Source organism: Pseudomonas sp. FW300-N1A1 (assembly GCF_058789115.1).
On record NZ_JBYTBK010000024.1, the window covers coordinates 60244 to 84719 of the forward strand.

At 60.9% G+C, this 24476-nt stretch carries 22 protein-coding genes and 1 pseudogene; 12 read left to right on the plus strand and 11 right to left on the minus strand.

Features of this window, described 5'->3' with window-relative positions:
* Positions 1-253: 253 nt before the first annotated feature.
* On the plus strand, positions 254-709 hold the full coding sequence (locus AC3WQN_RS16925; RefSeq protein WP_103400046.1) for a DUF721 domain-containing protein: 456 nt from the start codon (positions 254-256) through the stop codon (positions 707-709).
* Between the two features lie 222 nt (positions 710-931).
* Here AC3WQN_RS16925 and AC3WQN_RS16930 read toward each other — a convergent pair whose 3' ends face one another.
* Positions 932-2419, minus strand: coding sequence for a helicase HerA-like domain-containing protein (locus tag AC3WQN_RS16930; protein ID WP_103400066.1), 1488 nt, complete (start codon positions 2417-2419; stop codon positions 932-934).
* 190 nt (positions 2420-2609) lie between these two features.
* On the opposite strand from AC3WQN_RS16930, the pseudogene AC3WQN_RS16935 reads away from it, so the two are divergent.
* Positions 2610-3641 (plus strand): annotated as a pseudogene (locus tag AC3WQN_RS16935) (HAMP domain-containing protein); the annotation flags it as partial.
* Positions 3642-3734: 93 nt separating this feature from the next.
* The gene (locus tag AC3WQN_RS16940) at positions 3735-4499 is read left to right on the plus strand and encodes a methyl-accepting chemotaxis protein (RefSeq protein ID WP_492589509.1); all 765 of its coding nucleotides are present in this window, start codon (positions 3735-3737) and stop codon (positions 4497-4499) included.
* A 24-nt stretch (positions 4500-4523) separates the two neighbouring features.
* On the opposite strand, the gene AC3WQN_RS16945 is transcribed toward AC3WQN_RS16940, so the two are convergent.
* On the minus strand, positions 4524-4703 hold the full coding sequence (locus AC3WQN_RS16945) for a hypothetical protein (RefSeq protein ID WP_103400048.1): 180 nt from the start codon (positions 4701-4703) through the stop codon (positions 4524-4526).
* A 128-nt stretch (positions 4704-4831) separates the two neighbouring features.
* Positions 4832-5680, minus strand: coding sequence for a formyltetrahydrofolate deformylase (gene purU, locus AC3WQN_RS16950; RefSeq protein ID WP_103400049.1), 849 nt, complete (start codon positions 5678-5680; stop codon positions 4832-4834).
* A gap of 349 nt (positions 5681-6029) precedes the next feature.
* On the opposite strand from purU, the gene mvaT reads away from it, so the two are divergent.
* Positions 6030-6404 carry a histone-like nucleoid-structuring protein MvaT gene (gene mvaT / locus AC3WQN_RS16955; protein WP_083356977.1) on the plus strand — a complete coding sequence of 125 codons (375 nt, stop codon included), beginning with the start codon at positions 6030-6032 and terminating at the stop codon, positions 6402-6404.
* Between the two features lie 99 nt (positions 6405-6503).
* Here the strand turns inward: mvaT and sbcB are convergent, their stop codons facing one another.
* The 3 genes from sbcB to AC3WQN_RS16970 form a co-directional block, all read right to left on the minus strand.
* A complete protein-coding gene (gene sbcB, locus AC3WQN_RS16960) occupies positions 6504-7931 on the minus strand; it encodes an exodeoxyribonuclease I (protein ID WP_103400050.1) in 1428 nt (475 codons plus the stop codon).
* 153 nt (positions 7932-8084) lie between these two features.
* Positions 8085-8444, minus strand: a complete 360-nt coding sequence (locus AC3WQN_RS16965) for a pilus assembly protein PilZ (RefSeq protein WP_103400051.1) — start codon at positions 8442-8444, stop codon at positions 8085-8087.
* Between the two features lie 234 nt (positions 8445-8678).
* Positions 8679-9053: a tetratricopeptide repeat protein gene (locus AC3WQN_RS16970; RefSeq protein WP_103400052.1), complete on the minus strand. Its 375-nt coding sequence runs from the start codon at positions 9051-9053 to the stop codon at positions 8679-8681.
* A 156-nt stretch (positions 9054-9209) separates the two neighbouring features.
* On the opposite strand from AC3WQN_RS16970, the gene pyk reads away from it, so the two are divergent.
* A complete protein-coding gene (gene pyk / locus AC3WQN_RS16975; protein ID WP_103400053.1) occupies positions 9210-10661 on the plus strand; it encodes a pyruvate kinase in 1452 nt (483 codons plus the stop codon).
* A 120-nt stretch (positions 10662-10781) separates the two neighbouring features.
* Here pyk and AC3WQN_RS16980 read toward each other — a convergent pair whose 3' ends face one another.
* The 3 genes from AC3WQN_RS16980 to AC3WQN_RS16990 are packed head-to-tail and all read right to left on the minus strand — an operon-like array spanning position 10782 to position 13595.
* Positions 10782-11531, minus strand: coding sequence for an enoyl-CoA hydratase-related protein (locus AC3WQN_RS16980; protein WP_103400054.1), 750 nt, complete (start codon positions 11529-11531; stop codon positions 10782-10784).
* A gap of 29 nt (positions 11532-11560) precedes the next feature.
* Positions 11561-12496 (minus strand): iron-sulfur-binding ferredoxin reductase, encoded by a 936-nt coding sequence (locus AC3WQN_RS16985; RefSeq protein ID WP_103400055.1) that lies wholly within the window; start codon positions 12494-12496, stop codon positions 11561-11563.
* The gene (locus tag AC3WQN_RS16990) at positions 12489-13595 is read right to left on the minus strand and encodes a GGDEF domain-containing protein (protein WP_103400056.1); all 1107 of its coding nucleotides are present in this window, start codon (positions 13593-13595) and stop codon (positions 12489-12491) included. The genes AC3WQN_RS16985 and AC3WQN_RS16990 overlap by 8 nt, the downstream gene beginning before the upstream one ends.
* Positions 13596-13911: 316 nt before the next feature.
* On the opposite strand from AC3WQN_RS16990, the gene AC3WQN_RS16995 reads away from it, so the two are divergent.
* From AC3WQN_RS16995 to AC3WQN_RS17020, 6 genes are all read left to right on the plus strand, one after another.
* On the plus strand, positions 13912-15435 hold the full coding sequence (locus tag AC3WQN_RS16995; RefSeq protein ID WP_103400057.1) for a fumarate hydratase: 1524 nt from the start codon (positions 13912-13914) through the stop codon (positions 15433-15435).
* A 277-nt stretch (positions 15436-15712) separates the two neighbouring features.
* The gene (locus AC3WQN_RS17000) at positions 15713-17479 is read left to right on the plus strand and encodes an ATP-binding protein (protein WP_103400058.1); all 1767 of its coding nucleotides are present in this window, start codon (positions 15713-15715) and stop codon (positions 17477-17479) included.
* A complete protein-coding gene (locus tag AC3WQN_RS17005) occupies positions 17473-18801 on the plus strand; it encodes a sigma-54-dependent transcriptional regulator (protein WP_103400059.1) in 1329 nt (442 codons plus the stop codon). Before AC3WQN_RS17000 ends, AC3WQN_RS17005 begins: the two co-directional genes overlap by 7 nt.
* Positions 18802-18990: 189 nt before the next feature.
* Complete coding sequence (locus tag AC3WQN_RS17010) at positions 18991-20310, plus strand: MFS transporter (protein WP_095078587.1); 1320 nt, start codon at positions 18991-18993, stop codon at positions 20308-20310.
* A 401-nt stretch (positions 20311-20711) separates the two neighbouring features.
* Positions 20712-21047, plus strand: coding sequence for a hypothetical protein (locus AC3WQN_RS17015; RefSeq protein ID WP_103400060.1), 336 nt, complete (start codon positions 20712-20714; stop codon positions 21045-21047).
* A 138-nt stretch (positions 21048-21185) separates the two neighbouring features.
* On the plus strand, positions 21186-21818 hold the full coding sequence (locus tag AC3WQN_RS17020; protein WP_103400061.1) for a flavin reductase family protein: 633 nt from the start codon (positions 21186-21188) through the stop codon (positions 21816-21818).
* Here AC3WQN_RS17020 and AC3WQN_RS17025 read toward each other — a convergent pair whose 3' ends face one another.
* On the minus strand, positions 21819-22082 hold the full coding sequence (locus tag AC3WQN_RS17025) for a hypothetical protein (protein ID WP_095078590.1): 264 nt from the start codon (positions 22080-22082) through the stop codon (positions 21819-21821).
* A gap of 9 nt (positions 22083-22091) precedes the next feature.
* Positions 22092-22457 carry a putative quinol monooxygenase gene (locus tag AC3WQN_RS17030; protein ID WP_103400062.1) on the minus strand — a complete coding sequence of 122 codons (366 nt, stop codon included), beginning with the start codon at positions 22455-22457 and terminating at the stop codon, positions 22092-22094.
* Between the two features lie 335 nt (positions 22458-22792).
* On the opposite strand from AC3WQN_RS17030, the gene AC3WQN_RS17035 reads away from it, so the two are divergent.
* Positions 22793-23722 carry an AraC family transcriptional regulator gene (locus AC3WQN_RS17035; protein WP_103400063.1) on the plus strand — a complete coding sequence of 310 codons (930 nt, stop codon included), beginning with the start codon at positions 22793-22795 and terminating at the stop codon, positions 23720-23722.
* Positions 23723-24476: the final 754 nt, after the last annotated feature.

Genomic DNA, 24476 nt, shown 5'->3' on the forward strand with positions numbered 1-24476 from the left:
AGCAGCCCTCATGGCCGCATGCGAACGAGCATTCTACCCGGAAACGGTGGTGAGGAAAGTGGCGTTATTCCACGATGCTGGCACAGCGCTGTGAGGGGGCTCACTTAAAATAAGGGCTTTTTACTGAACTTCAAGCCACCCAAGGCAGAAGTTACTCATTGATTTAATGAGTAAAGCGCCAACAAAGCAATGGGGCGAGTGCATCCCGTGCTTTCTGCTACCATGGCGGCTCTGTTACTTCAGGTGTCTGATCATGGCATTTCGCCCTCTTACGGCCAGAGCCCCCGCCGTTCTGCTACGCGAAGCCAAACCGTTAAAAGCCATCCTTGGTCACGCGCAACGCCTGGGTCACTTGCAACGCTTGCTCGAAAGTCAATTGCAACCGGCCGCCCGTGAACACTGTCATGTGGCGTCCTGGCGCGAAGGCAGCTTGCTGCTGATCGTCACCGACGGTCACTGGGCCACCCGCCTGCGCTATCAGCAAAAACGCCTGCAGCGGCAACTACAGGCCTTCGACGAGTTCGCCAGCCTGACGCGGATTCTGTTCAAGGTTCAACCGCCTACCGTGCAGCACGGGGCGGCCGGCCACACCATGGATCTGTCGACCGATGCCGCGGCCACCATCCAGGCCACAGCCGACGGCATCAGCGATCCCAGCCTGCGGGCAGCGCTGGAACGATTGGCGGCTCACGCCAGACCCAAAGACTGATCTTGGCGCATGCTGCTCAACAAAGCGTAAACGCGATCCCCGTGGCGAGCGAGCTTGCTCGCGCTGGCGCGCACAGCGCGCCTTGACGAGGTAATTGCGGTCTAACAGAAAGACCCAGGCGACCGGTTGGGGCTGCTGCGCAGCCCAGCGCGAGCAAGCTCGCTCGCCACGGGGCAGGTGTTCGATACGCGTCTGGGTGGCGAGAGCGAGCCGCGCCTGCCGTCAACGGCGTTTGCTGCCGCCAAGCAACGAGCCCATCAAACCTCGAACCAATTGCCGGCCCAACTGGTTGGCCGCCTGACGCATCGCGGATTTCAGCGCCTGCCCGGCCGCCGTGCCCAGGAATTCGCCAGCCTGCTCGGTGAAGCTCGGTCCCTCGGTAGCCGGCTTGCCCGGAACGACCTCGGCCTCGGGCGCCAGGCCCTTGCGCCCCATCAGCACTTCATACGCCGACTCTCGATCGATCGGTTTGTCATACCGTCCGACCAACGGTGAACTGGCGATCAAGGCCGCGCGCTCGGATTCGCTCAACGGCCCAATCCGCGATTGCGGCGGTGCCACCAGGACTCTCTGGACCATTTCCGGCGTGCCTTTGTCCTGCAGCGTCCCCACCAGCGCCTCGCCAATCCCCAGTTCGGTCAGCACCTCAAGGGCACTGAATGCCGGGTTAGGCCGGAAGCCATCGGCCACTGCCCTCAGGGATTTCTGTTCTTTGGCGGTGAATGCCCGCAGGCCGTGCTGGATACGCAACCCCAGTTGCGCCAGCACGTCATCCGGCAAGTCACCCGGTGACTGGGTGACGAAGTACACGCCCACGCCTTTGGAGCGGATCAGGCGGACCACCTGTTCCAGGCGCTCCTGCAAGGCCTTGGGGGTGTCGGCGAACAGCAAATGCGCCTCATCGAAGAACAGCGCCAGCAGCGGTTTTTCGGCATCGCCACGCTCCGGCAACTGCTCGAACAACTCGGCCAGCAGCCAGAGCAGGAAGGTCGCGTAGACCTTGGGCGCTTCGTGCACCAGGCGACTGGCATCGAGCAGGTGAATCCGCCCGCGACCATCGCTGGCAGGCGCCAGGATATCTTGCAGTTGCAACGCCGGCTCACCGAACAGCGCTTCGGCACCCTGCTGTTCCAGGGTCGCCAGGCGCCGCAACAGCGCCTGGCTCGAGCCGGTGGTCATCAGCGCGGCGTCATCGCCCAGCAACTCGGGATTGTCCTTGAGGTGATTGAGCAGCGCCTTGAGGTCCTTGAGGTCCAGTAACAACAACCCTTCGCGGTCCGCCACCTTGAACGCGGCATAGAGCGCCGACTGCTGGCTGTCGGTCAGCTCCAGCAGGCTGCCCAACAGCAATGGCCCCATTTCACTCAAGGTAGTACGCAATGGATGGCCGGACTGACCATGGATATCCCACAGTGTGACCGGATAGGCCGCGGGCGAGTAATCGAGCCACGGCATGCCGGCGATCCGCTCGGCCACCTTGCCCTGTGGATTGCCCGCGGCCCCCAGCCCACACAAGTCACCCTTGATGTCCGCGGCAAATACCGCCACGCCGGCATCACTGAAGGCCTCGGCCAAGCGTTGCAGGGTGACCGTTTTCCCGGTCCCTGTGGCACCGGCCACCAGGCCGTGGCGATTTGCCAGGCGCATCGCCTGGGCAATCGGTTGCCCCTTCAGGTCTGCACCGATAACGAGTTGCAATGAGTCAGGCATTTTGTCACCCATGGTTAAGCTTTGGTCCTACACAGCCGATAGAGATAAGCGAGAGACCAGACTGATAATCAGGTCCGATAATTCCCTAAGGAAAGACGGAAATATCAACTTACGTGAACCAGCGCCTATTTTGCGCGCTTTTTATCGCAACACGCCCAACACAATAAGACCTTAGCGGACACCACAAGCCATGAATAAAAATCTGCGCTTCAGCCACAAAATCCTGCTTGCCGCCGCCCTCATCGTCATTGCCGCGTTCGCCACATTTACGCTGTACAACGACTACCTGCAGCGCAATGCGATTCGCCAGGACCTCGACAGTTACCTGCATGAAATGGGCGATGTCACGGCGAGCAACATCCAGACCTGGCTGACCGGGCGCATTCTTCTGGTCGAAAACCTGGCCCAGAACATCGCCATCGACGCCGAAGACACCCAGGTTGCCGCACTGCTGGAACAGAAAGCCCTGACGTCGACCTTCATGGCGTCCTACCTGGGTGATGCCGGTGGCAGCTTCACCATCCGCCCGGACGTGAAAATGCCGGACGGCTTCGACCCGCGTGTTCGCCCCTGGTACAAAGGCGCTGAAAACAGCCCCATGGCTACCCTGACCGAACCCTATGTCGATGCGGCAACCGGCCAGACCATTATTTCCATCGCCACGGCCTCGAAAAAAGCCGGTAAAAGCGTGGGCGTCGTGGGTGGCGACCTGAGCCTGCAGACCCTGATCGACAACCTCAAGGCCCTGGACTTCGACGGCATGGGCTATGCCTTCCTGGTCAGCGCCGACGGCAAGATCCTGGTGCACCCGGACAAAGCCCTGGTGATGAAGTCCCTCACCGAGGCCTTCCCACATAACACCCCGCGCATCAGCAGCGACTTCACCGATGTCGAGGTCGATGGGAATACGCGAATTGTCACCTTCACCCCTATCAAAGGCCTGCCATCGGTCAACTGGTACATCGGCCTGTCGGTAGACAAGGACAAAGCCTACGCCATGCTCAACGATTTCCGTGCCTCGGCAATCGTTGCCACGGTGATCGCGGTCGCCATCATCATCGCCTTGCTGGGCATGCTGATCCGTATCCTGATCCAGCCGCTGCACGTCATGACCCGCGCCATGCAGGACATTGCCGATGGTGAAGGCGACCTGACCCGGCGCCTGAGCATCCAGAACCAGGACGAATTCGGCCAACTCGGCAACGCCTTCAACCGCTTTGTCGAACGCATCCACGGCTCGATCCGCGAAGTCTCGTCGGCCACCGAACAGGTCAACGAAGTCGCTTTGCGGGTGGTCAGCGCCTCCAACTCCTCGATGCTCAACTCAGACGAACAATCGAGCCGTACCAACAGCGTGGCCGCCGCGATCAACCAGTTGGGCGCCGCCGCCCAGGAAATCGCCCGTAATGCGGCGCAAGCCTCGCACCAGGCCAGCGACGCCCGCAGCCTGGCCGAAGACGGCCAGCAAGTGGTCGACCGCAGCATTGCGGCGATGAATCAACTGTCGAAGATGCTCAGCGCCTCCAGCACCAATATCGAGTCGCTGAACAGCAAGACCGTGAACATCGGTCAGATTCTCGAAGTGATCACCAGCATTTCCCAGCAAACCAATCTGCTGGCGCTCAACGCTGCCATCGAAGCGGCACGGGCCGGTGAAGCCGGTCGCGGGTTTGCGGTGGTGGCCGATGAGGTGCGCAACCTGGCGCACCGTACCCAGGAGTCGGCACAACAGGTTCAGACCATGATCGAGGAGCTGCAAGTCGGCGCCCGCGAATCGGTCAGCACCATGGGGGACAGTCAGCGTCATAGCCAGGACAGCGTGGAAATCGCCAACCTGGCCGGTGAGCGCCTGAACAGCGTCACGTTGCGTATCGGCGAAATCGACGGCATGAACCAGTCGGTGGCCACCGCGACCGAGGAGCAGACCGCCGTGGTGGAGTCCATCAACATGGACATCACCGAGATCAATACCCTGAATCAGGAAGGCGTGGAAAACCTGCAATCCACCTTGCGCGCGTGCTCCGACCTGGAACAACAGGCGGCGCGACTCAAGCAGTTGGTCGGCAGTTTCCGGATTTAAAGCCCTTCAGGGCTTGTTCGTCGGTCAGTCCGTACCTGCAACAGTAGGTGCGGACGCCTCCTGCAACTGCTCCCAGAGCTCGGCGGCACCAGGGAACTCGGTGCCATCCTCGACACTCAGGTCATCCAGGTCGTAGCGACTCAGACAACCCTCTCCCAGGGTCGCGGGAGCCCTGGAGGTTGCTTTATCCAGTGGATCCGTCATTTCCCCTGCCTCCCCCAGACCGAGTGACGCAGAGCGTCACAGGCGGCATTCCCACGCAGAGCGCGGGAACGATCAGGGCCTGGAGCGATGAACGCCCAGGCCCTTGTCTTTACAACCGCTGCGTCCGATCAGAACACCACGGTCTTGTTGCCGTGCACCAGCACGCGATCTTCCAGGTGATAACGCAAGCCGCGGGCCAGCACCATCTTCTCGACATCACGGCCGAAGCGCACCATGTCTTCAATACTATCGCTGTGGCTGACGCGAACCACGTCCTGCTCGATGATCGGGCCGGCATCCAGCTCTTCGGTGACGTAGTGGCAGGTGGCGCCAATCAGCTTCACGCCACGCATCGAGGCCTGGTGGTAAGGCTTGGCCCCCACAAACGACGGCAGGAAGCTGTGGTGAATGTTGATGACCTTGTGCGCATACTCGCTGCACAGCTCAGGCGGCAGGATCTGCATGTAGCGCGCCAGCACCACGACTTCAGCATCGTGCTGTTTGACCAGGCGCGAGACTTCGGCAAACGCCGGCTCTTTGTTCTGTGGGTCAACCGGCACATGGAAATAAGGAATACCGTGCCACTCGACCATGCTGCGCAGGTCGTTATGGTTGGAAATCACACAGGCGATTTCGCAGTCCAGTTCGTCGCTGTGCCAGCGGTGCAGCAAATCTGCCAGGCAGTGGGACTCACGGCTGGCCATCAGGACAACGCGCTTTTTCTGCGCGGTGTCGGTGATACGCCAGTCCATCGAGAACTCTTCGGCAATCGGCGCAAACGCCTCGCGGAATGCCTCAAGGCCGAATGGCAGCGAATCGGCACGAATTTCGTGACGCATGAAGAACCAGCCACTGAGATTGTCCGAGTGATGGCTCGCTTCAGTGATCCAGCCATTGTGTGACGCCAGAAAGTTACTGACTTTAGCAACGATGCCGACGCGGTCCGGGCAAGCAATCACTAGCCGAAAAGTGCGCATGGGGGGAAAACTCCAGAACTTCGCAAAGGCCGCCATTCTAGCGATTGCGCAGCAAAACTGCAGTACTCCCGAACAATCGCGGGATGTGCCCACCCCGTGATCGGGGCTGGTCCAGCCGGATTTCCACGCTCGATTCCGATGCCGACACCATTGAAAAACGGACAAAAAGGATTGTGTGAGTAACTGTAATCATCCTCACAGAAGTTTTAACTGTCAGTCATTTTTTCATGCCATCGACATTAATCACCGCAAATAAAAGTTTGCATTAATGTTTACTTGATGAAACACCCTGACTATTATTGCGCCACTGTCTTCCCCGCTACTCAGCGCCCAACATAAGGTAATCCTCATGTCCCTGATCAACGAATACCGCGCCACCGAAGAAGCTATCAAAGAGCTGCAGGCCCGTTTGAAGAACCTGTCCCAAGACGACAAACTGCAAACCGAGCTGGAATTCGAAGGTAAACTGCGTACCCTGATGGGCGAATACTCCAAATCCCTGCGCGACATCATCGCCCTGCTGGATCCGGAATCGAAAGTTAAAGCCCCGCGCGGCGCAGTCAAAACTACCGGCACCAAACGTGCTCGCAAGGTTAAACAATACAAAAACCCGCACAACGGCGAAGTCATCGAAACCAAAGGTGGCAACCACAAGACGCTGAAAGAGTGGAAAGCCAAGTGGGGCGGTGACGTGGTTGAAAGCTGGGCTACCCTGCTGGGCTAAGCCTCGACGCGTATCGCAGGTTCACTTGCGAACACCAGAAACGCCAGCGAGAGCTGGCGTTTTTTTATGCCCGGCATTCGCCGGCTTCATGCCGTGGTTTCAAAGATTCAAACGTTTACGTAATTCGTCTGCGTACTCACGCCACTCATCCAGCACCTGACGCTGAGTATTCGTGGCACTAAGCGCCCATTGCTCCATCGCCTCATGAAAGTCCTGCAGAGTATTGGGGGCCCCCCATCGAGGGTCCGACAATCGTTGCTGGCAGAATAATTTCCAGCGTTCTTGCTCCGTCGCATTCAACGTATCGGGGAAGTTACGTGCGCGATATCGAAATAACAATTCCGGCAACCGCTCATCATCGAACGGCCATTGTTCTTGTGCTAATTGCAGCGGATCGGCCGCTCTGACTTGCTCGCATAAACGTCGATCTCGATCCCCGATGAAGCCGTCGTACAACTGTTGCTCGGGATCCTCGCTCGGCGTGAAATCATCACGGGCATAAATGGCCGAAACTTTGTCTCGCCATAGTTCCTGTGCGTCACTTAGCCGCAGTGCCCGCGCCTGATACAACGCCATATCCAGTTGCAGTCGTTGCTGATCCTCGCCGCGCAACACCGATAACGGTGCCACCACCGGACAACGGTTGATTTGAATCAGCTTGAGCGGCACCGGCAACTCACCCTCGCCAAGGTCTTCATGACGGGTATATAGGCGCTCACGCAAGGTCTCGGCGTCCAGGTCCAGCAACCCCTGCGGATCCAGATGCAGGTCGCAGACAATCAAGGCATTGCGATTGCGCGGATGCCAGGCCAGTGGAAGGACAACCCCCACATAACTACGGGCAGCCGAAAAGCGTCCGGAAATATGCACCATCGGTTGCAACAGACGGACTTGATCCATGACTTTCTGCTTGCTGCGCAACGTGAACAGCCAGTCGTAGAGCCTGGGCTGTTTGTCCCGGATCAACCGCGCCAGGGCAATGGTTGCGCGCACATCGGACAATGCATCGTGGGCCTGGCCATGATCGATGCCATTGGCGGCCGTCAGGCGCTCGAGCTTCAAGGTGACGCGGCCATCCTCCTGCGGCCAGACGATACCGTCCGGGCGCAACGCATACGCGGCACGCACGACATCGATCAGGTCCCAACGACTGTTACCGCCCTGCCACTCTCGCGCATAGGGATCGAAAAAATTGCGGTAGAGGCTGTAGCGGGTCATTTCATCGTCAAAGCGCAAGGTGTTGTAACCGGCGCCACAGGTCCCGGGGGCCGCGAGCTGCCCATGCACCCGGGTCATGAAATCGGCTTCACACAGCCCCTGCCCGGCCAGCCGGCCCGGGGTAATCCCGGTAATCACACACGCCGCCGGGTGAGGCAGGATGTCGTCGCTGGGCTGGCAATAGAGATTGACCGGCTGATCGATCTCGTTGAGGTCGAAATCGGTGCGAATGCCGGCCACTTGCAGCGGACGGTCGCGGCGCGGTGTGATGCCAGTGGTTTCGTAGTCGTACCAGAAGATGGAGGTCACGGGCTGTTCCTGAACTTGAGACCGGCGAAGTCTAGGCGCTCTAGCGCTGCGCCGACCAGTCCTCTTGTCATTCAAGCCGTTATCGCCAACACCTTGTCAGACAGCGTTATCTCATTCCCGGGCGAAGTAACCGACCCTCATGACAGCTGAACCTCACACCGAGGCCGACACGGGATAAAAGCTGAAATAGTGCCGCAAGCCACTCACCACCTGCCCGTATTCAGGCGGTACATGCTCTATCACGAACCCGGCATCATAATGATGGGGTGTCGCATCTTCATGGCACCACAAGCAACAGGCCCGCAGGTCGATCACTTGCACGACGCCGTCGATGGCGGGAATCTTCAAGCGCAAATCAAACACCGCGCCCACCATCATCGGCAACTGGCTGATGAGCATCAGCCCGTCTTCGCAGACACTGCCAATAGAGCCCATGGGCTTGTCGGTGACGCGGTTGAATACTTTCAGAAAACACGGCAACTGGTGCCGCTCGATCCGGCGTTCTGTGAACATGCTGGGTATCGCTTTGCCAGGACCCTTGAGCAGAGTCGCATTAATGCTTCGCAACGGCCCGCATCGCCGGCGCGCTGTGCCTGATTCCGGAGGCGAACACCCTTGTTATCGAGGTGCTCGCATGATCTGTGCCGTTCACAGGTATCAACGACATTCGGGGTCAACACTCCAAACGTCTTGATCGAATACTAGCTCAAGGACGGCGCACGACCAGCCTTCAAATGATAATCAACATCACAGAGGCGCGGGTGTGCTCCTGGCACTGCTTCGTGCTGGATACCAGCCCAACGACTGCAGGGTCTCCAGGCGTGCACGGGCACGGTAGGCGTACTCGTTGTCGGGATACCGGGCCATGATGAACTGGTAGGTCTGGGCGGCGTCGACGTACAGTTTCTGACGTTCCAGGCACTGCCCGCGCAGCATCGAGACCTCAGGCTGAATATAACGCCGCGCGCGGCTGTCACGGTCGACCTGGGACAGTTCGAGCATGACACGCTCGCAGTTGCCGGCGTCATAGGCGCGGTAGGCGGTGTTCAGGTGATGGTCCATCGACCAACGGGTGCAACCCACGGCACTGAGGGCAAGGGCAGCTATGAGCACGAATCGCATGGGAGTTCTCCTGTCTTGAGCTCTATATCGACCCGGGGTCAAAAATCTTCAGTGCGGCTTGTTCAATAAAGAAAGCGTTAAGTAGTGCAAACGAACAATGACTACAACTTCGCAGCATAGTAGCCTCACTCAGCGCTTGAACTCAGGAGTCTTTGCATGTCCGTCCGTCGTACTAAAATCGTCGCCACCCTTGGCCCGGCCAGTAACTCGCCGGAAGTTCTCGAACAGCTGATCCTGGCTGGCCTGGACGTTGCCCGCCTGAACTTCTCCCACGGCACCCCCGACGAGCACAAGGCTCGCGCCCAACTGGTCCGTGACCTCGCCGCCAAGCACGGCCGCTTCGTTGCCCTGCTGGGTGACCTGCAAGGCCCGAAAATCCGCATCGCCAAGTTCGCCAACAAGCGCATCGAGCTGAAGATCGGTGATCAGTTCACCTTCTCCACCAGCCATCCGCTGACCGAAGGCAACCAGCAAGTGGTCGGCATCGACTACCCGGACCTGGTCAAGGATTGCGGCGTGGGCGACGAGCTGCTGCTCGACGACGGCCGCGTGGTGATGCGCGTTGATACCGCCACCGCCAACGAACTGCACTGCACCGTGACCATCGGCGGCCCGCTGTCGGACCACAAAGGCATCAACCGTCGTGGTGGTGGCCTGACCGCTCCGGCCCTGACTGAAAAAGACAAGGCCGACATCAAGCTCGCCGCCGAAATGCAGGTCGACTACCTCGCCGTGTCATTCCCGCGTGACGCCGCCGACATGGAATACGCCCGTCAACTGCGCGACGAAGCCGGCGGTACTGCCTGGCTGGTAGCCAAGATCGAACGCGCCGAAGCCGTGGCCGACGACGAAACCCTCGACGGCCTGATCAAAGCGTCCGACGCAGTCATGGTGGCCCGTGGTGACCTGGGCGTGGAAATCGGCGACGCCGAACTGGTGGGCATTCAGAAGAAGATCATCCTGCACGCACGCCGTCACAACAAAGCGGTGATCGTGGCGACCCAGATGATGGAGTCGATGATCCAGAACCCGATGCCGACCCGTGCCGAAGTGTCCGACGTGGCCAACGCCGTGCTCGACTACACCGATGCCGTGATGCTCTCGGCCGAAAGTGCCGCTGGCCTGTACCCGCTGGAAGCCGTGCAAGCCATGGCGCGCATCTGCGTCGGCGCTGAAAAGCACCCGACCAGCAAAACCTCCAGCCATCGCATCGGCAAAGTGTTCGAAAGCTGCGACCAGAGCATCGCCCTGGCCGCCATGTACACGGCCAACCACTTCCCGGGCGTCAAGGCGATCATCGCGCTGACCGAAAGTGGCTATACCCCCCTGATCATGTCGCGTATCCGCTCTTCGGTGCCGATCTACGCGTTCTCCCCGCACCGCGAGACCCAGGCCCGCGCGGCCATGTTCCGCGGCGTCTACACCGTACCGTTCGACCCGGCGTCCTTGCCGCCTGAGCAAGTCAGCCAGGCCGCCATCGACGAGTTGCTGGCACGTGGCGTGGTCGAGAAAGGCGACTGGGTCATCCTGACCAAGGGCGACAGCTACCACACCATCGGCGGCACCAACGGCATGAAGATCCTGCACGTTGGCGACAAGATGGTCTGAGTGATCGGTTGCTGAAAAACAAAAGCCCCGCCATGAGAATGGCGGGGCTTTTTGTATTCTGATCCAACAAACGGATTACCTGATCGGGCCTCATCGCGGGCAAGCCCAGCCACCGCAAACTCAATGTCGGTTGATAAACCCCGACAACGCGGCAATCGCTTCCGGCGAACGCAACCGTTGGACAAACAACTTGCCCTCCTCCTCGACCACCGCACGCAGCCGTTCGCGGTCGGGGGCTTTCATCAGCTGCTTGCTGATACGCACCGCTTCCGGTGGCAGCTTGTCGAAACGCAACGCCATCTCGCGGGCCTTGGCGAAGGTAGCCTCTGCGTTCGGCAATGCCTGGGTGGCAATGCCCCAAGCGGCAGCCTGCTCACCGTTGAAACTTTCACCCAACAGCAACAGCTCGGCGGCTTTGGCCTGGCCGAGCAACTGAGGCAGGATCAGGCTTGAGCCAAACTCGGGGCACAGCCCCAGGTTGACGAATGGCATGCGCAACTTGGCATCCGCGCTGACATAAACCAGATCGCAATGCAGCAGCAGCGTCGTGCCGATACCCACCGCGGCACCGGCCACGGCGGCAACCACCGGCTTGCGGCATTCCAGCAAGCTGCGCATGAACCGGAACACCGGGCTGTCGAGGTCGCTGGGCGGTTCCTGGATGAAGTCCGCGATGTCGTTGCCGGCGGTAAAGCACTCGTGGCTGCCGGTAATCAGTATCGCCTTGATCTGCGGATCGGCGTCAGCCTGCTGCAAGGCTTCGCCCAACTGACTGTACATCGCACGGGTCAGGGCGTTTTTCTTGTCCGGGCGGTTCAGGCGCAAGGTCAGCAGACCCTGCTCGCGCTCTAGCAAAATGGCGTCGGTCATGGTGAATCTCATGAAAAGAAAATCAGCGTTCAACCACGGGGCAGGAACACATCGGCCAGCAGTTGATTACGCGGCAGCCCCGCCAGGTACAGGCGCCGGGCAAAGGCGTCGACGCTGTCAGGGTGACCGCAGAGTAAAGCCAGGGTCTGCCGGGAAACAAGGCGCAATTGCGCCAAAGCGGCTGACTGCTCGGCCGTCGTCAGCAGTTCGATACAGAGATTTTCACGGCTCGCCGCCAGCGCCGCCAAGGGTTTGGCCAGGTAGTGCTCGCTGGCGTCATGGGCCAGGTGAATGACCCGGATCGGGCCTTGGTGATCCTGGCGCAACGCCTCACGCAACACCCCGAACAATGGCGCCAGTCCGGTGCCGGCAGCCAGTAGCCAGAGGGGTTGGGTTTGCCAGTCGGGATCGTAATGCAGCGCACCGCCGCGCAACTCACCCAGGCGGATCGGGTCACCGATCTTCAGCTGGCGCGCCGCATCGCTGAAGGCCCCCGGCAAGCGGCAATCCAGGTGAAATTCGAGAAAACGATCTTCCTGCGGCAGGCTGGCCAGTGAGTAAGGCCTGGCCACTAGACCGGCCCACAGCACCAGGTGCTGCCCGGCCTGATAACGCAGCGGTCGCTCGGGTTGCAACCGCAGGCGCAGGACGGTGGGGCTCAGCCAGTCTGCGGCCTGGACAACGGCAGGCAAGCCGTCGCGCACGGGATCGAACACCGCCACCTGCAGATCATCGACCACCTCGCACTGGCAGGCCAATCGCCAGCCTTGCTGGCGCTGATCCGCACTCAGCGCATCCGGTCGGCGATCACTGACCTCGCCGTGCAGGCAATGCACCAGGCAGGCGTGGCAACTGCCCGCACGACAGCTGTAAGGCACCTGCATCCCGTTGCGGTTCAAGGCATCGAGCAGGTTGCTACCAGCCGCCACCGTCCATTGCTGTTCGCCCACGCGCAACTCAGGCATCGGCACTTTCCCAGGCCGCGGCGCAGCGGTTACGGCCATCGCGCTTGGCGCGATACAACGCCTGGTCGGCGCGGTGCAACGCGTTGTCCAGATCCTCCTCCGCCTCAAGCAGGGTCATGCCAGCGGACAGACTCAGATCCCGCACGTTCAGGCCGACCAACTCGACGCCAGTGAAAGCGACGCGCAGGCGCTCGCAACAGGTCGTCAGGCGCTCGGGATCGGAATCGGGCAGCAACAACACAAACTCTTCTCCGCCATAACGCGCCACCACATCGCCATCGCGCAGACAGGCGGTGGCGACAGCCGCGAAGGCCTGCAACACCTGATCGCCGGCCGCATGACCGTGGAGATCATTGATGCGTTTGAAATGATCAAGGTCAATCAGCGCCAGGCCATGCGCGACGCCAGGCTCCATGCGCTGCAGTTCGCGGGTCGCCAGGCGCAGAAAATGCCGTCGATTGAACAAGCCGGTCAACTCATCGGTGGCCACCAGGTCTTCGAGCTGGCGCATCATCCCGCGCAAGGTGTCCTGATGCGCCTGCAAGGCAAATCGTCGTTGCCGCATGCGCAGGCGCGAGGCCTGAACATAACTGGCATACAGCGCCAGCCAGACCAGCACGATAAACAGCACACAGACTTGCAGCGCCGCCAGCGCCGGGTCCGCCAGCTCGAAGTGATAACCTTCCCAGAGGTTGATGCCGGCAAAGCTGAAGAACACCAGGGCCGCACAGCGGACAAACGTTCGACGCGGCAAGTGGAACAGTCCGAACAATAGAATCAGGACGTAGAACACCAGGAAGGCACCACGGGCCGAGTCCAGGTAGGCAATGAGCCAGCTCTGCCAACCGATCCCCAGCAGCACCTGGACTTCAGTCAGGCTGGGATCGGCAAAGCGCAGGTTGCGCCCGGTATAGAACAGTGTAAACAGCAGCGACTGGCAAGCTATCACCAACACCGTGCCGATCACCGCGCCCAGCACGGAGCCTTGGTAATGCCCGCTGAGAACGGCCAGCCACAGCAGCAGTAACGCCAGCGCATACGTGCCCGTCGCCAGAATGAAGCGCTTGAGCAAAAGACTCTGGATCGCGTTATGGGCCAATCGTTGACTCACCGTGCAGAGGATGGCTGATAAGAGTGTCCTACCCTAAAAGGCCTGCTGTCACTTTAGTGTTGCTGCTCGAAAATGACCATTCAATTTTCGGGGCGTCCCCCTCGCCCCCCCCGCGATCCAGGCATGCGACCTTCGTTTGACTGCCGGCGGGTGTGCCCGGCCTTGATGCACGGTATACTGCCGCGCCTTTTTAGCGTCGCGCCAGCAACCCCGGCGTGCCTTGAAAGGTGTTTGCAGCCGACCGATGCACCCCAACTGCAAGCACCTTTATTAAATGTTCCCGTCTTTTAGAGGAGCGCGACTCATGACCGTGATCAAGCAAGACGACCTGATTCAGAGCGTTGCTGACGCCCTGCAGTTCATTTCCTACTACCACCCCGTGGACTTCATCCAGGCGATGCACGAGGCCTACCTGCGCGAAGAGTCGCCGGCAGCCCGCGATTCGATCGCGCAGATCCTGATCAACTCGCGCATGTGCGCCACCGGCCACCGCCCGATCTGCCAGGACACCGGTATCGTTACCGTGTTTGTCCGCGTGGGCATGGACGTGCGCTGGGATGGCGCGACCATGAGCCTGGACGACATGATCAACGAAGGCGTGCGTCGCGCTTACAACCTGCCGGAAAACGTCCTGCGTGCCTCGATCCTCGCCGACCCGGCGGGCGCTCGTAAAAACACCAAGGACAACACCCCGGCGGTGATCCACTACTCGATCGTCCCGGGTAACACCGTGGAAGTCGACGTGGCGGCCAAGGGCGGCGGCTCCGAGAACAAGTCGAAAATGGCCATGCTCAACCCGTCCGACTCGATCGTCGACTGGGTGCTCAAGACCGTTCCGACCATGGGCGCTGGCTGGTGCCCACCGGGCATGCTGGGTATCGGTATCGGCGGCACCGCCGAGAAGGCCGCTGTCATGGCCAAGGAAGTGTTGATGGAATCCATCGACATTCACGAGCTCAAGGCCCGTGGTCCGCAGAACCGCATCGAAGAAATCCGCCTGGAGCTGTTCGAGAAGGTCAACCAGCTGGGCATCGGCGCCCAGGGCCTCGGTGGCCTGACCACCGTGCTCGACGTGAAGATCATGGACTACCCGACCCACGCCGCGTCCCTGCCGGTGTGCATGATCCCGAACTGCGCCGCGACCCGTCACGCGCACTTCGTGCTCGACGGTTCCGGCCCGGCGTCCCTGGAAGCGCCACCGCTGGACGCCTACCCGGAAATCGTCTGGGAAGCCGGCCCCTCGGCCCGTCGCGTCAACCTCGACACCCTGACCCCGGAAGAAGTGCAGAGCTGGAAGCCGGGCGAAACCGTCCTGCTCAACGGCAAGATGCTCACCGGTCGCGACGCGGCGCACAAGCGCATGGTCGAGATGCTGAACAAGGGCGAAACCCTGCCGGTAGACCTCAAGGGTCGCTTCATCTACTACGTCGGCCCGGTTGATCCGGTGCGCGACGAAGTGGTTGGCCCGGCTGGCCCGACGACGGCGACGCGGATGGACAAGTTCACCCGCCAGATCCTCGACCAGACCGGCCTGCTGGGCATGATCGGCAAGTCCGAGCGCGGTCCGACCGCCATCGAGGCGATCAAGGACCACAAAGCCGTTTACCTGATGGCCGTGGGCGGCGCGGCTTACCTGGTGGCGCAAGCGATCAAGAAGTCCCGCGTTGTCGCGTTCGCCGAACTGGGGATGGAAGCCATCTACGAGTTCGACGTCAAAGACATGCCAGTGACCGTTGCGGTCGACAGCAAGGGCGAGTCGGTGCACATCACCGGCCCAGCCATCTGGCAGCAGAAAATCAGTGAAAGCCTGGCGGTAGAAGTGCAGTAAGAAGCACTTCACCCCTGGAACAAGGAAGCCGTGCTGTTTGCAAAAACAGCGCGGTTTTTTTATGCGCCTCTGTAGCCCTCCATCCCATAGGGTCTTGTCGAGCTTTCACAGGTGATGCCGGTGTAATCCCACTTCAGGGCTTCATTCGTTGCAACACGCCGATGGCATTTGAGCCAGGCAAAGGTTTCTGAATGGTTCGCCAGCGACTTCGGTCAAGTGCTGATGGAGCACTGCATGCTATCGTGCGCACCCCGAACCTGTAGCCTGTGCCAACAGCATGCCGACCCTTTTTCGCCCCCTGCGCCTGACGCTCTACATCCTGCTCATCGTTGCCGGCACCGTCCTGGTGACTAGCGCGGCCATGCGTCACGCTGAGCGTCAGGCCCAGGAAGACGACGCCCAGCGCGCCAATCAGCAACTGGCGTTGTACGCCAACTCCCTGCACACCCTGATCGAACGTTACCGCGCCCTGCCCGCCGTACTGGCACTGGACCCGGAGCTGCGTTCGGCCCTGGATGGCCCGGTGAGTGCGCAGCAACAGGACTCACTGAACCGCAAACTCGAAAAAATCAACGGCGCGGCAGAGTCCTCCACCCTCGAACTGCTCGATCGCACCGGCCTTGCGGTGGCCGCCAGCAACTGGCGTCTGCCCAGCAGCTACGTCGGCCACAACTACGGCTTTCGCCCCTATTTCAGCCAGACCCGCAGCCAGGGTGCCGGGCGCTTCTATGCGGTGGGTGTGACCAGCGGGATTCCCGGCTACTTCTTGTCCAGTGCGGTCACCAACGATAACGACGAGTTTCTCGGCGCCATGGTGGTAAAGCTCGAATTTCCGGAGCTGGAGCGCGAATGGCGCCAGGGCAGCGACACGCTGCTGGTCAGCGATGCCCGCGGTATTGTATTTATCGCCAACCAGCCGGGCTGGCGCTATCGCCTGCTGGAAACCCTGTCGGACACCGATCGTGCCGAGCTCAAGGCCACGCGCCAGTACGATAAGCAAGCGCTCGTCCCGCTGGCCCATCAAATGATCCGGCGGTTTGACGACAACAGCTACCTGGCCCGCGTCGACGGCCCGCAGGGCTCGGCCGAGTACCTGTGGGAGTCACTGCCACTGAGTGCCGAAGGCTGGACCCTGCACCTGTTGCGCCGCCCCCAGGTCACCTTCGAGGACTTGCGCAACGCGGGGCTTGCCGCCGCCGGACTGTGGCTGACCCTGGTGTTCCTGCTGCTGTTTCTCAGTCAGCGCTGGCGCCTGGCCAAGTTACGCCAGCGCAGTCGCGAAGAGCTCGAACGCCTGGTCGAAGAACGCACCCGCGACCTGCGTACCGCGCAGGACGGCCTGGTGCAGTCGGCCAAACTTGCCGCGCTGGGACAAATGTCGGCGGCCCTGGCCCATGAAATCAACCAGCCACTGACCGCTCAACGCATGCAATTGGCAACCTTGCGCCTGCTGCTTGAGCATGGGCGGGTCGATGATGCCTACAAAGCACTGAAACCGGTGGACGACATGCTGACCCGCATGGCGGCCCTCACCGGCCACCTGAAAACCTTCGCCCGCAAAAGCCCCAGCGGCTTGCGCGAGCAACTGGACCTGGCGGCAGTGGTCGATCAATCCTTGCAGTTGCTCGATACCCGCGTGCGCGATGAACAGGTCGACTGCGTGGTGCAACTGACCCGTCCAGCCTGGGTCCGCGGCGACGCGATCCGGCTGGAACAGGTCATGATCAATCTGCTGCGCAACGCCCTCGACGCCATGCGTGACAAACCGCTCAAGCGGCTGCACATCCAACTCGAAGCCGATGATCAACTGTGGCGCCTGAGCGTTGCCGACAGCGGTGGCGGTATCGCCGAGCAGGACCTGCCGAATGTGTTCGACCCCTTCTTCACCACCAAGCCGGTGGGTGATGGCCTGGGCCTCGGACTGGCCGTATCCTTTGCCATCATCCATGAACTCGGTGGCCGCCTGAACGCCGACAACCAAGCCGATGGCGCGATCTTCACCGTCACCCTGCCGATCGATCTGGAGGCGCACATTCAATGCTGAACTCGGTAATCCTGGTTGATGACGAACGCAGTATCCGCGACGCGGTCGAGCAGTGGCTGAGCCTCTCGGGGTTCGACGTCAAACTGTTCAGCCGCGCCGAAGAATGCCTGGCGCACCTGCCCGCCCACTTCCCCGGGGTGATTCTCAGCGATGTGCGCATGCCAGGCATGAGTGGCCTTGAATTGCTGGCGAAACTGCAACACCAGGACGTGGACTTGCCGGTGATCCTGCTGACCGGTCATGGCGATGTGCCGATGGCGGTCGAAGCCATGCGCGAGGGTGCCTACGACTTCCTCGAAAAGCCCTTCAGCCCCGAGACCTTGCTCAACAGCCTGCGCCGGGCGCTGGACAAGCGGCGGCTGGTGCTGGAAAACCGGGCCCTGCACGAACAGGCCGACCACCGCAGCCGACTCGAGGCCAGCCTGCTGGGTGTTTCCAAGGGCTTGCAGACCCTGCGCCGACAAGTGCTGGACCTCGCGGCGCTGCCGGTGAATGTGCTGATCCGCGGCGAAACCGGCAGTGGCAAGGAACTGGTAGCCCGCTGCCTGCATGATTTTGGCTCGCGCGCCGATAAGCCCTTTGTGGCCCTGAACTGTGCGGCGATCCCCGAGCAACTGTTCGAGGCCGAGCTGTTCGGCCACGAAAGCGGCGCCTTCACCGGCGCCCAGGGCAAACGCATCGGCAAACTGGAATACGCCGATGGCGGCACCCTGTTCCTCGATGAGATCGAAAGCATGCCGTTGGCGCAGCAGGTCAAACTGCTGCGGGTGCTGCAGGACAAAAAGCTTGAGCGACTGGGCGCCAACCAGAGCATTGATGTCGACCTGCGCATCATCGCCGCGACCAAACCCGATCTGCTGGATGAAGCCCGCGCCGGACGTTTTCGCGAAGACCTGGCCTATCGGCTGAACGTTGCGCAGTTGCGCCTGGCGCCGTTGCGCGAGCGCCGTGAAGACATTCCCTTGCTGTACGAACATTTCGCCCAGGCCGCGGCGCAACGACTGGGACGCAGCCACGGGCCCCTGAGCGGTGCGCAATTGAGCCGACTGCTGAGTCACGACTGGCCCGGAAATGTGCGCGAATTGGCCAACGTGGCCGAGCGCCAGGTACTGGGGCTGGACGAACCGGAACCCGCCGCAATCGAGACCGGCCAGTCCCTCGCCGCCCAACAGGAAGCCTTCGAAGCCCAATGCCTGCGCGCCGCGCTGACCCGCCACAATGGCGATATCAAGGCCGTCCTCGAAGAGCTGCAACTGCCACGCCGCACCTTCAATGAAAAAATGCAGCGCCACGGCCTCACCCGAGAGATGTTCCTGCCCTGAGCCCTCGAGCGATCAACACCAATAAGCGGATTTCCGCTCATAAATTCCAGGTGATGAGCGGTATCTCGCTCACAAAAATAACCAAACCCCTCTAAACCGGCCCTCTACGAGTTGGCACAGCTCCTGCAATAGCCCCTGCAGGCTGCGTTTTTGCGCGCTCCACAAAAACAATTAAATGAAGGATCCGTCATGGATAACTCACAAGCCCTGCCTCTTGGGTCGGCTGCTTCGCCTGCCAAAGTAAGAACCACGGCCAGCCGCATCAAATCGATTTTCAGCGGTTCCGTCGGCAACATGGTCGAGTGGTACGACTGGTACGTCTACGCCGCATTCTCCCTGTACTTTGCAAAAGCCTTCTTCCCTGCCGGCTCTTCCACTGCACAGTTAATGAATACCGCAGCGATCTTTGCCGTCGGCTTCCTGATGCGTCCTATCGGTGGCTGGCTGATGGGCATTTACGCCGACCGTGTCGGCCGTAAAGCCGCGTTGATGGCCTCGGTCTACCTGATGTGCTTCGGCTCGTTACTTATCGCCCTGAGCCCGGGCTACGAGACCATCGGTATTGGTGCGCCGATCCTGCTGATCTTTGCCCGATTGCTGCAAGGCCTGTCGGTCGGTGGCGAGTACGGCACCTCCGCCACTTACCTGAGCGAAATGGCGACCAAGGAGCGTCGCGGCTTCTTCTCCAGCTTCCAGTACGTGACCCTGATTTCCGGCCAGCTCATCGCACTGGGCGTGCTGATCGTTCTTCAGCAAACGCTGACCACCGAGCAACTGTATGCGTGGGGCTGGCGTATCCCGTTCGCCATCGGCGCCCTGTGCGCGGTCGTAGCGCTGTACCTGCGTCGCGGGATGGAAGAAACCGAGTCGTTCACCAAGAAAGAAAAGTCCAAAGAAAGCGCCATGCGCACGCTGATGCGTCACCCCAAGGAACTGATGACCGTGGTCGGCCTGACCATGGGTGGCACCCTGGCGTTCTACACCTACACCACCTACATGCAGAAGTACCTGGTGAACACGGTGGGCATGAGCATCAGCGACTCCACCACCATTTCGGCGGCCACCCTGTTCCTGTTCATGTGCCTGCAGCCGATCATTGGCGGCTTGTCGGATAAAATCGGTCGTCGCCCGATCCTGATCGCCTTCGGTGTACTGGGGACCCTGTTCACCGTGCCGATCCTGATGACCCTGCACACCATCCAGACCTGGTGGGGCGCGTTCTTCCTGATCATGGCCGCCCTGATCATCGTCAGCGGCTACACCTCGATCAACGCCGTGGTCAAAGCCGAACTGTTCCCGACCGAGATCCGTGCACTGGGTGTCGGCCTGCCATATGCACTGACCGTATCGATCTTCGGCGGTACCGCTGAATACATCGCCCTGTGGTTCAAGAGCATCGGCATGGAAACCGGCTACTACTGGTACGTCACTGCCTGCATCGCGGTGTCGCTGGTGGTCTACCTGACCATGAAAGACACCCGCAAACACTCGCGGATCGAGACTGACTAACGGCTACTTTTCCGCCAGCTTCTACAGGCTTTGTAGAAGCCGGCGGGTACGCCTGCCACACCGCTTTCTTCCCCTGAATCTTCGACATACCGCTCCTGCAATCTCCCCTCGCCGCACTCCCCCCGCTCCCTCGAAAAAGACACCACTCGGTCATCCCGCGATGATTAATGATCGGTTAATTCCCGGTTGTCATTCTGCTGCCATCTGAATCCCTATCGACGTCTCGTCCGTACAGAGAATGCAGGCCTGGGAAGCCGTGTCTGAAAGCAATCTGCGACACCTAACACATCGAATAAATCGATACATAAAGGCAAATATTTGCGCTTTTTAATCAAATTCATCCGCGTAGTATGAACCCCATACCCAACGCACAACACGTCAACGCACCTGGAGCACACACCATGAAAACCAAACTGATCCTCGCCCTGACCCTCTCCGTACTGGCCGCCAACACCTTCGCCGCCGATGGTTTTGAGCGCACCGGTTCTGCTGTCGCCGCTGACGGTTACGACCGCACGGGCGCTGCCACCCTGGCCGCCGACGGCTTCGACCGCACCCCACAAGGCCAGACCGTTGCCGAAGGTGGACGTGATCGCCTGGAAGAGAAAGGCCTGGTTGAAAATGGCTACGATCGCACCGGTTCCGCCACTGTCGCTGAAGATGGTTTTGACCGCACCGGCTCCGCCACGCTTGCGGCTGACGGCTTTGATCGCACGGGTTCGGCTTCCATCAGCTGACATTTGAACGCGGCATCACAGCCCGGCCTCGCCGGGCTTAGTCGTTTTTACGGGGTAGGATCCCGAGCAAAAAAGCCTTGGAGTAATCCGCACACGCCTTGCACTATTGCACCCTTTCCCCGCCCTGGAACCGCGCCTATGCCTGACGATATCCACTTCTACGAACCCGCCTTGGGCCACGGCCTGCCCCACGACCCGTTCAATGCCATCGTCGGCCCACGGCCTATCGGCTGGATTTCTTCACAGGACGCTCAAGGCCGCCTGAACCTGGCGCCCTACAGCTTTTTCAACGCGTTCAACTACATTCCGCCGATCATCGGGTTCTCGAGCGTGGGTCGCAAAGACAGCCTGAACAACATCGAACAGACCGGCGAGTTCGCCTGGAACCTGGCCACCCGCCCGCTGGCCGAGCAGATGAACCAGAGCTGCGCCATGGTGGCGCCCGACGTCAACGAATTTGAACTGGCCGGGCTCACGACCGTGGCCTCGAAGATCATTCAGGTACCGCGCGTCGCCCAAAGCCCGGTATCCTTTGAGTGCAAGGTTACCCAGATCATTCAGTTGCAGCGCGCAGACCAGGAAGTGGTGCCGAGCTGGCTGATTCTCGGCGAAGTGGTCGCCGTGCATATCGCCAAGTGGTTGCTCAAGGATGGGGTCTACGACACCGCCGCGGCAGAGCCGATTCTGCGTGGCGGCGGTCCGGCGGACTATTTCCAGGTGGGCCCGGAGGCCTTGTTCAAAATGTTCCGTCCGGGGGCAAGCGGGCGGTGATTACCAGACCAGTTCGCCGTCTTCGCTGACGTCGGCCAGGTGCTCGAGTTGCTGCTCGGCGGCCTGATCGGCCTCAAGGGCGGTCTTGAATGTCTGTTCGATGAGGACTTTATTAAAGCGTGGGGCGCCCGAGCCACCCAGTGCCTTGACGGCGATGGCGGCGTTGTAGCCTTCCTCAGCGCGTACCGCGGCTGAAACGGCTTCGAATTGTGCAAACTCTTTACGTGCCATGTTGCGGATCCTGGCCAATGGAAAGTCGGCCATTCTAAACCCTCAGCAGGCCAACTGCTGCATGGCCGAGGCGTTGAACTGCGGAGACTCACCGCGCGCCTGTTGCGCCGACACGTCGCTGAAGGTGTGGAAATCCAGGTGGTTGACCACCAGTTCCTGCACCAACTCGCCGAATATCGCCATGGCCGGATTGCCGAAATAGGCAGTCATGGCCTGCTGGTCGGCCCAGAAGCCGGACACCAGCCACAAATCGGGGTCACACAACGAGTGCTGCAAGGCGAAGTGCAGGCACCCGCGCGCCTGGCACGAAGGCTCGATCAGGCTGCTCAAGCGCGCACCCAACTCCATCGAGCGGCCCGCTCGGGCACGGACAAACGCCATATGGCTGACGGGGATTTGCATGGACATGTTCGAGTCTCCCTGGGTGTCGACGGTCCGCAGCCTTGAGAGAGGCGGCGACAGGAACAGAGGTTAAGCACCTGGTTCAAGGGGCGTTAGTCGATTCCTGCCGGCTTGTTGCACAATCCTGCATCGGCACGGGATCGCTGCCACCCCCATCCCCACCTGAGCAATGAACGCCACTGGGTGTTTCGAGCAAGTTTTTCAGTGCCCCCGGCAGATTTACCATGTTCCACTGGGCGACACGGCAGGATCAGGCAAGTTTTGCGCAGGATCGGCCTACCGCCCTGCCTTGCACAAATTTAAGCTGTGCCCATTCCATCAGCCTTGCCGAGGATGTGCCCATGACGTCTCTGGATTCCACCCACGCCCCGCTGGACGCCAACCTGGAACAACAGCGCGTGGAGCTCTCGGCAATCATTGGCCGTAATACCTGCGAGGACGGCAGCTACGCGACCGCCATCGGTTCGTTGTTCCTGTCGCGTCACAGCCAGTCCCACGAGTTCGCCCCGGTACTCGCGCAGCCTGCGCTGTGCATCATGGCCCAGGGCCGCAAAGAAGTGCGCCTGGCGGACGAAGTCTTCAACTACGACCCGCTCAACTACCTGGTGGTCTCGGTCTCGATGCCGCTGAGCGGACGGGTGGTGAATGTCTCGCCCCAGGAACCGATCCTCGCCCTGCGCCTGGACATCGACCCCGCGGAGATCACCGCATTGATCGCCGACGCTGGTCCCCTCGGCGTCCCCACCCGCCCGATCGGGCGTGGCCTGTATGTCGAGCAACTGGATCAACCGATGCTCGATGCCGTGCTGCGCCTGGCACGCCTGCTCGACACACCGAAAGACATCGCCATGCTCGCACCGCTGGTGCGCCGGGAGATTCTCTATCGTTTGCTGCGCAGCCCCCAGGGCCACCGGTTGTATGAAATTGCGATCGCCAACAGCCAGAGCCATCGCATCAGCCAGGCCATCAAATGGCTCAACGGCAACTATGAACAACCCTTGCGCATTGATGACCTGGCCCGGGAAGTGAACCTGAGTGTGTCGACCCTGCACCACCGCTTCAAGGCGATGACGGCCATGAGTCCACTGCAGTATCAGAAGCAACTGCGCCTGCAAGAGGCGCGGCGCCTGATGCTGGCCGAGGGCATCGACGCCTCGGCCGCCGGTTACCGTGTCGGTTACGAAAGCCCCTCACAGTTCAGCCGCGAATACAGCCGACTGTTCGGCGCCCCGCCGCTGCGGGATCTGGCGCGGTTGCGGATGTCGGTTTGATCAGAATCTTCGGTGGGCAAATGGAGCATCACCCGTGGCGAGGGAGCTTGCTCGCGCTCGGTGGCACAGCCGCCATAAAGCTGAATGCGGATTACCTGACCCACCTCGATGGCCTTGTTGGGACGGCTGTGCCGTCCAGCGCGAGCAAGCTCGCTCGCCACAGGGGATCTTCATCAACCACCGCGTTTTCAGTTGGCAGGTGGCAGCTCATGACGCAGGCACACTACTTTCAGGCAGCACTTACCCCCGTGGCGAGGGAGCTTGCTCCCGCTCGGTGGCGTAGCCGCCACAAAGCTGAATGCGGTTTTCCTGACATACCTCGATGGCCTTGTTGGGACGGCTACGCCGTCCAGCGCGAGCAAGCTCGCTCGCCACAGGGGGAGCTTCACTCACCGCTGGAATTTCACCTGGCAAGTGGCACCTCATGATTCAGGCTCACTACTTTCAGGCAGCACTTGGCCCCGTGGCGAGGGAGCTTGCTCCCGCTCGGTGGCGTAGCCGCCGCCACTAAGCTGAATGCGGCTTGCCTGCCACACCTCGATGGCCTTGTTGGGACGGCTGCGCCGTCCAGCGCGAGCAAGCTCGCTCGCCACAGGGGGAGCTTCACTCACCGCTGGAATTTCACCTGGCAAGTGGCACCTCATGATTCAGGCTCACTACTTTCAGGCAGCACTCAGCCCCGTGGCGAGGGAGCTTGCTCCCGCTCGGTGGCGTAGCCGCCGCCACTAAGCTGAATGCGGCTTGCCTGCCACAC

What these genes read in the sequence shown, in the direction of transcription:
- AC3WQN_RS16925 (WP_103400046.1), top strand. Translation starts at nt 254, where the DNA reads ATGGCATTTCGCCCTCTTACGGCCAGAGCCCCCGCCGTTCTGCTACGC.
- AC3WQN_RS16930 (WP_103400066.1), bottom strand. Translation starts at nt 2,419, where the DNA reads ATGCCTGACTCATTGCAACTCGTTATCGGTGCAGACCTGAAGGGGCAA.
- AC3WQN_RS16940 (WP_492589509.1), top strand. Translation starts at nt 3,735, where the DNA reads ATGCTCAACTCAGACGAACAATCGAGCCGTACCAACAGCGTGGCCGCC.
- AC3WQN_RS16945 (WP_103400048.1), bottom strand. Translation starts at nt 4,703, where the DNA reads ATGACGGATCCACTGGATAAAGCAACCTCCAGGGCTCCCGCGACCCTG.
- purU (WP_103400049.1), bottom strand. Translation starts at nt 5,680, where the DNA reads ATGCGCACTTTTCGGCTAGTGATTGCTTGCCCGGACCGCGTCGGCATC.
- mvaT (WP_083356977.1), top strand. Translation starts at nt 6,030, where the DNA reads ATGTCCCTGATCAACGAATACCGCGCCACCGAAGAAGCTATCAAAGAG.
- AC3WQN_RS16965 (WP_103400051.1), bottom strand. Translation starts at nt 8,444, where the DNA reads ATGTTCACAGAACGCCGGATCGAGCGGCACCAGTTGCCGTGTTTTCTG.
- AC3WQN_RS16970 (WP_103400052.1), bottom strand. Translation starts at nt 9,053, where the DNA reads ATGCGATTCGTGCTCATAGCTGCCCTTGCCCTCAGTGCCGTGGGTTGC.
- pyk (WP_103400053.1), top strand. Translation starts at nt 9,210, where the DNA reads ATGTCCGTCCGTCGTACTAAAATCGTCGCCACCCTTGGCCCGGCCAGT.
- AC3WQN_RS16980 (WP_103400054.1), bottom strand. Translation starts at nt 11,531, where the DNA reads ATGACCGACGCCATTTTGCTAGAGCGCGAGCAGGGTCTGCTGACCTTG.
- AC3WQN_RS16985 (WP_103400055.1), bottom strand. Translation starts at nt 12,496, where the DNA reads ATGCCTGAGTTGCGCGTGGGCGAACAGCAATGGACGGTGGCGGCTGGT.
- AC3WQN_RS16995 (WP_103400057.1), top strand. Translation starts at nt 13,912, where the DNA reads ATGACCGTGATCAAGCAAGACGACCTGATTCAGAGCGTTGCTGACGCC.
- AC3WQN_RS17000 (WP_103400058.1), top strand. Translation starts at nt 15,713, where the DNA reads ATGCCGACCCTTTTTCGCCCCCTGCGCCTGACGCTCTACATCCTGCTC.
- AC3WQN_RS17005 (WP_103400059.1), top strand. Translation starts at nt 17,473, where the DNA reads ATGCTGAACTCGGTAATCCTGGTTGATGACGAACGCAGTATCCGCGAC.
- AC3WQN_RS17010 (WP_095078587.1), top strand. Translation starts at nt 18,991, where the DNA reads ATGGATAACTCACAAGCCCTGCCTCTTGGGTCGGCTGCTTCGCCTGCC.
- AC3WQN_RS17015 (WP_103400060.1), top strand. Translation starts at nt 20,712, where the DNA reads ATGAAAACCAAACTGATCCTCGCCCTGACCCTCTCCGTACTGGCCGCC.
- AC3WQN_RS17020 (WP_103400061.1), top strand. Translation starts at nt 21,186, where the DNA reads ATGCCTGACGATATCCACTTCTACGAACCCGCCTTGGGCCACGGCCTG.
- AC3WQN_RS17025 (WP_095078590.1), bottom strand. Translation starts at nt 22,082, where the DNA reads ATGGCCGACTTTCCATTGGCCAGGATCCGCAACATGGCACGTAAAGAG.
- AC3WQN_RS17030 (WP_103400062.1), bottom strand. Translation starts at nt 22,457, where the DNA reads ATGTCCATGCAAATCCCCGTCAGCCATATGGCGTTTGTCCGTGCCCGA.
- AC3WQN_RS17035 (WP_103400063.1), top strand. Translation starts at nt 22,793, where the DNA reads ATGACGTCTCTGGATTCCACCCACGCCCCGCTGGACGCCAACCTGGAA.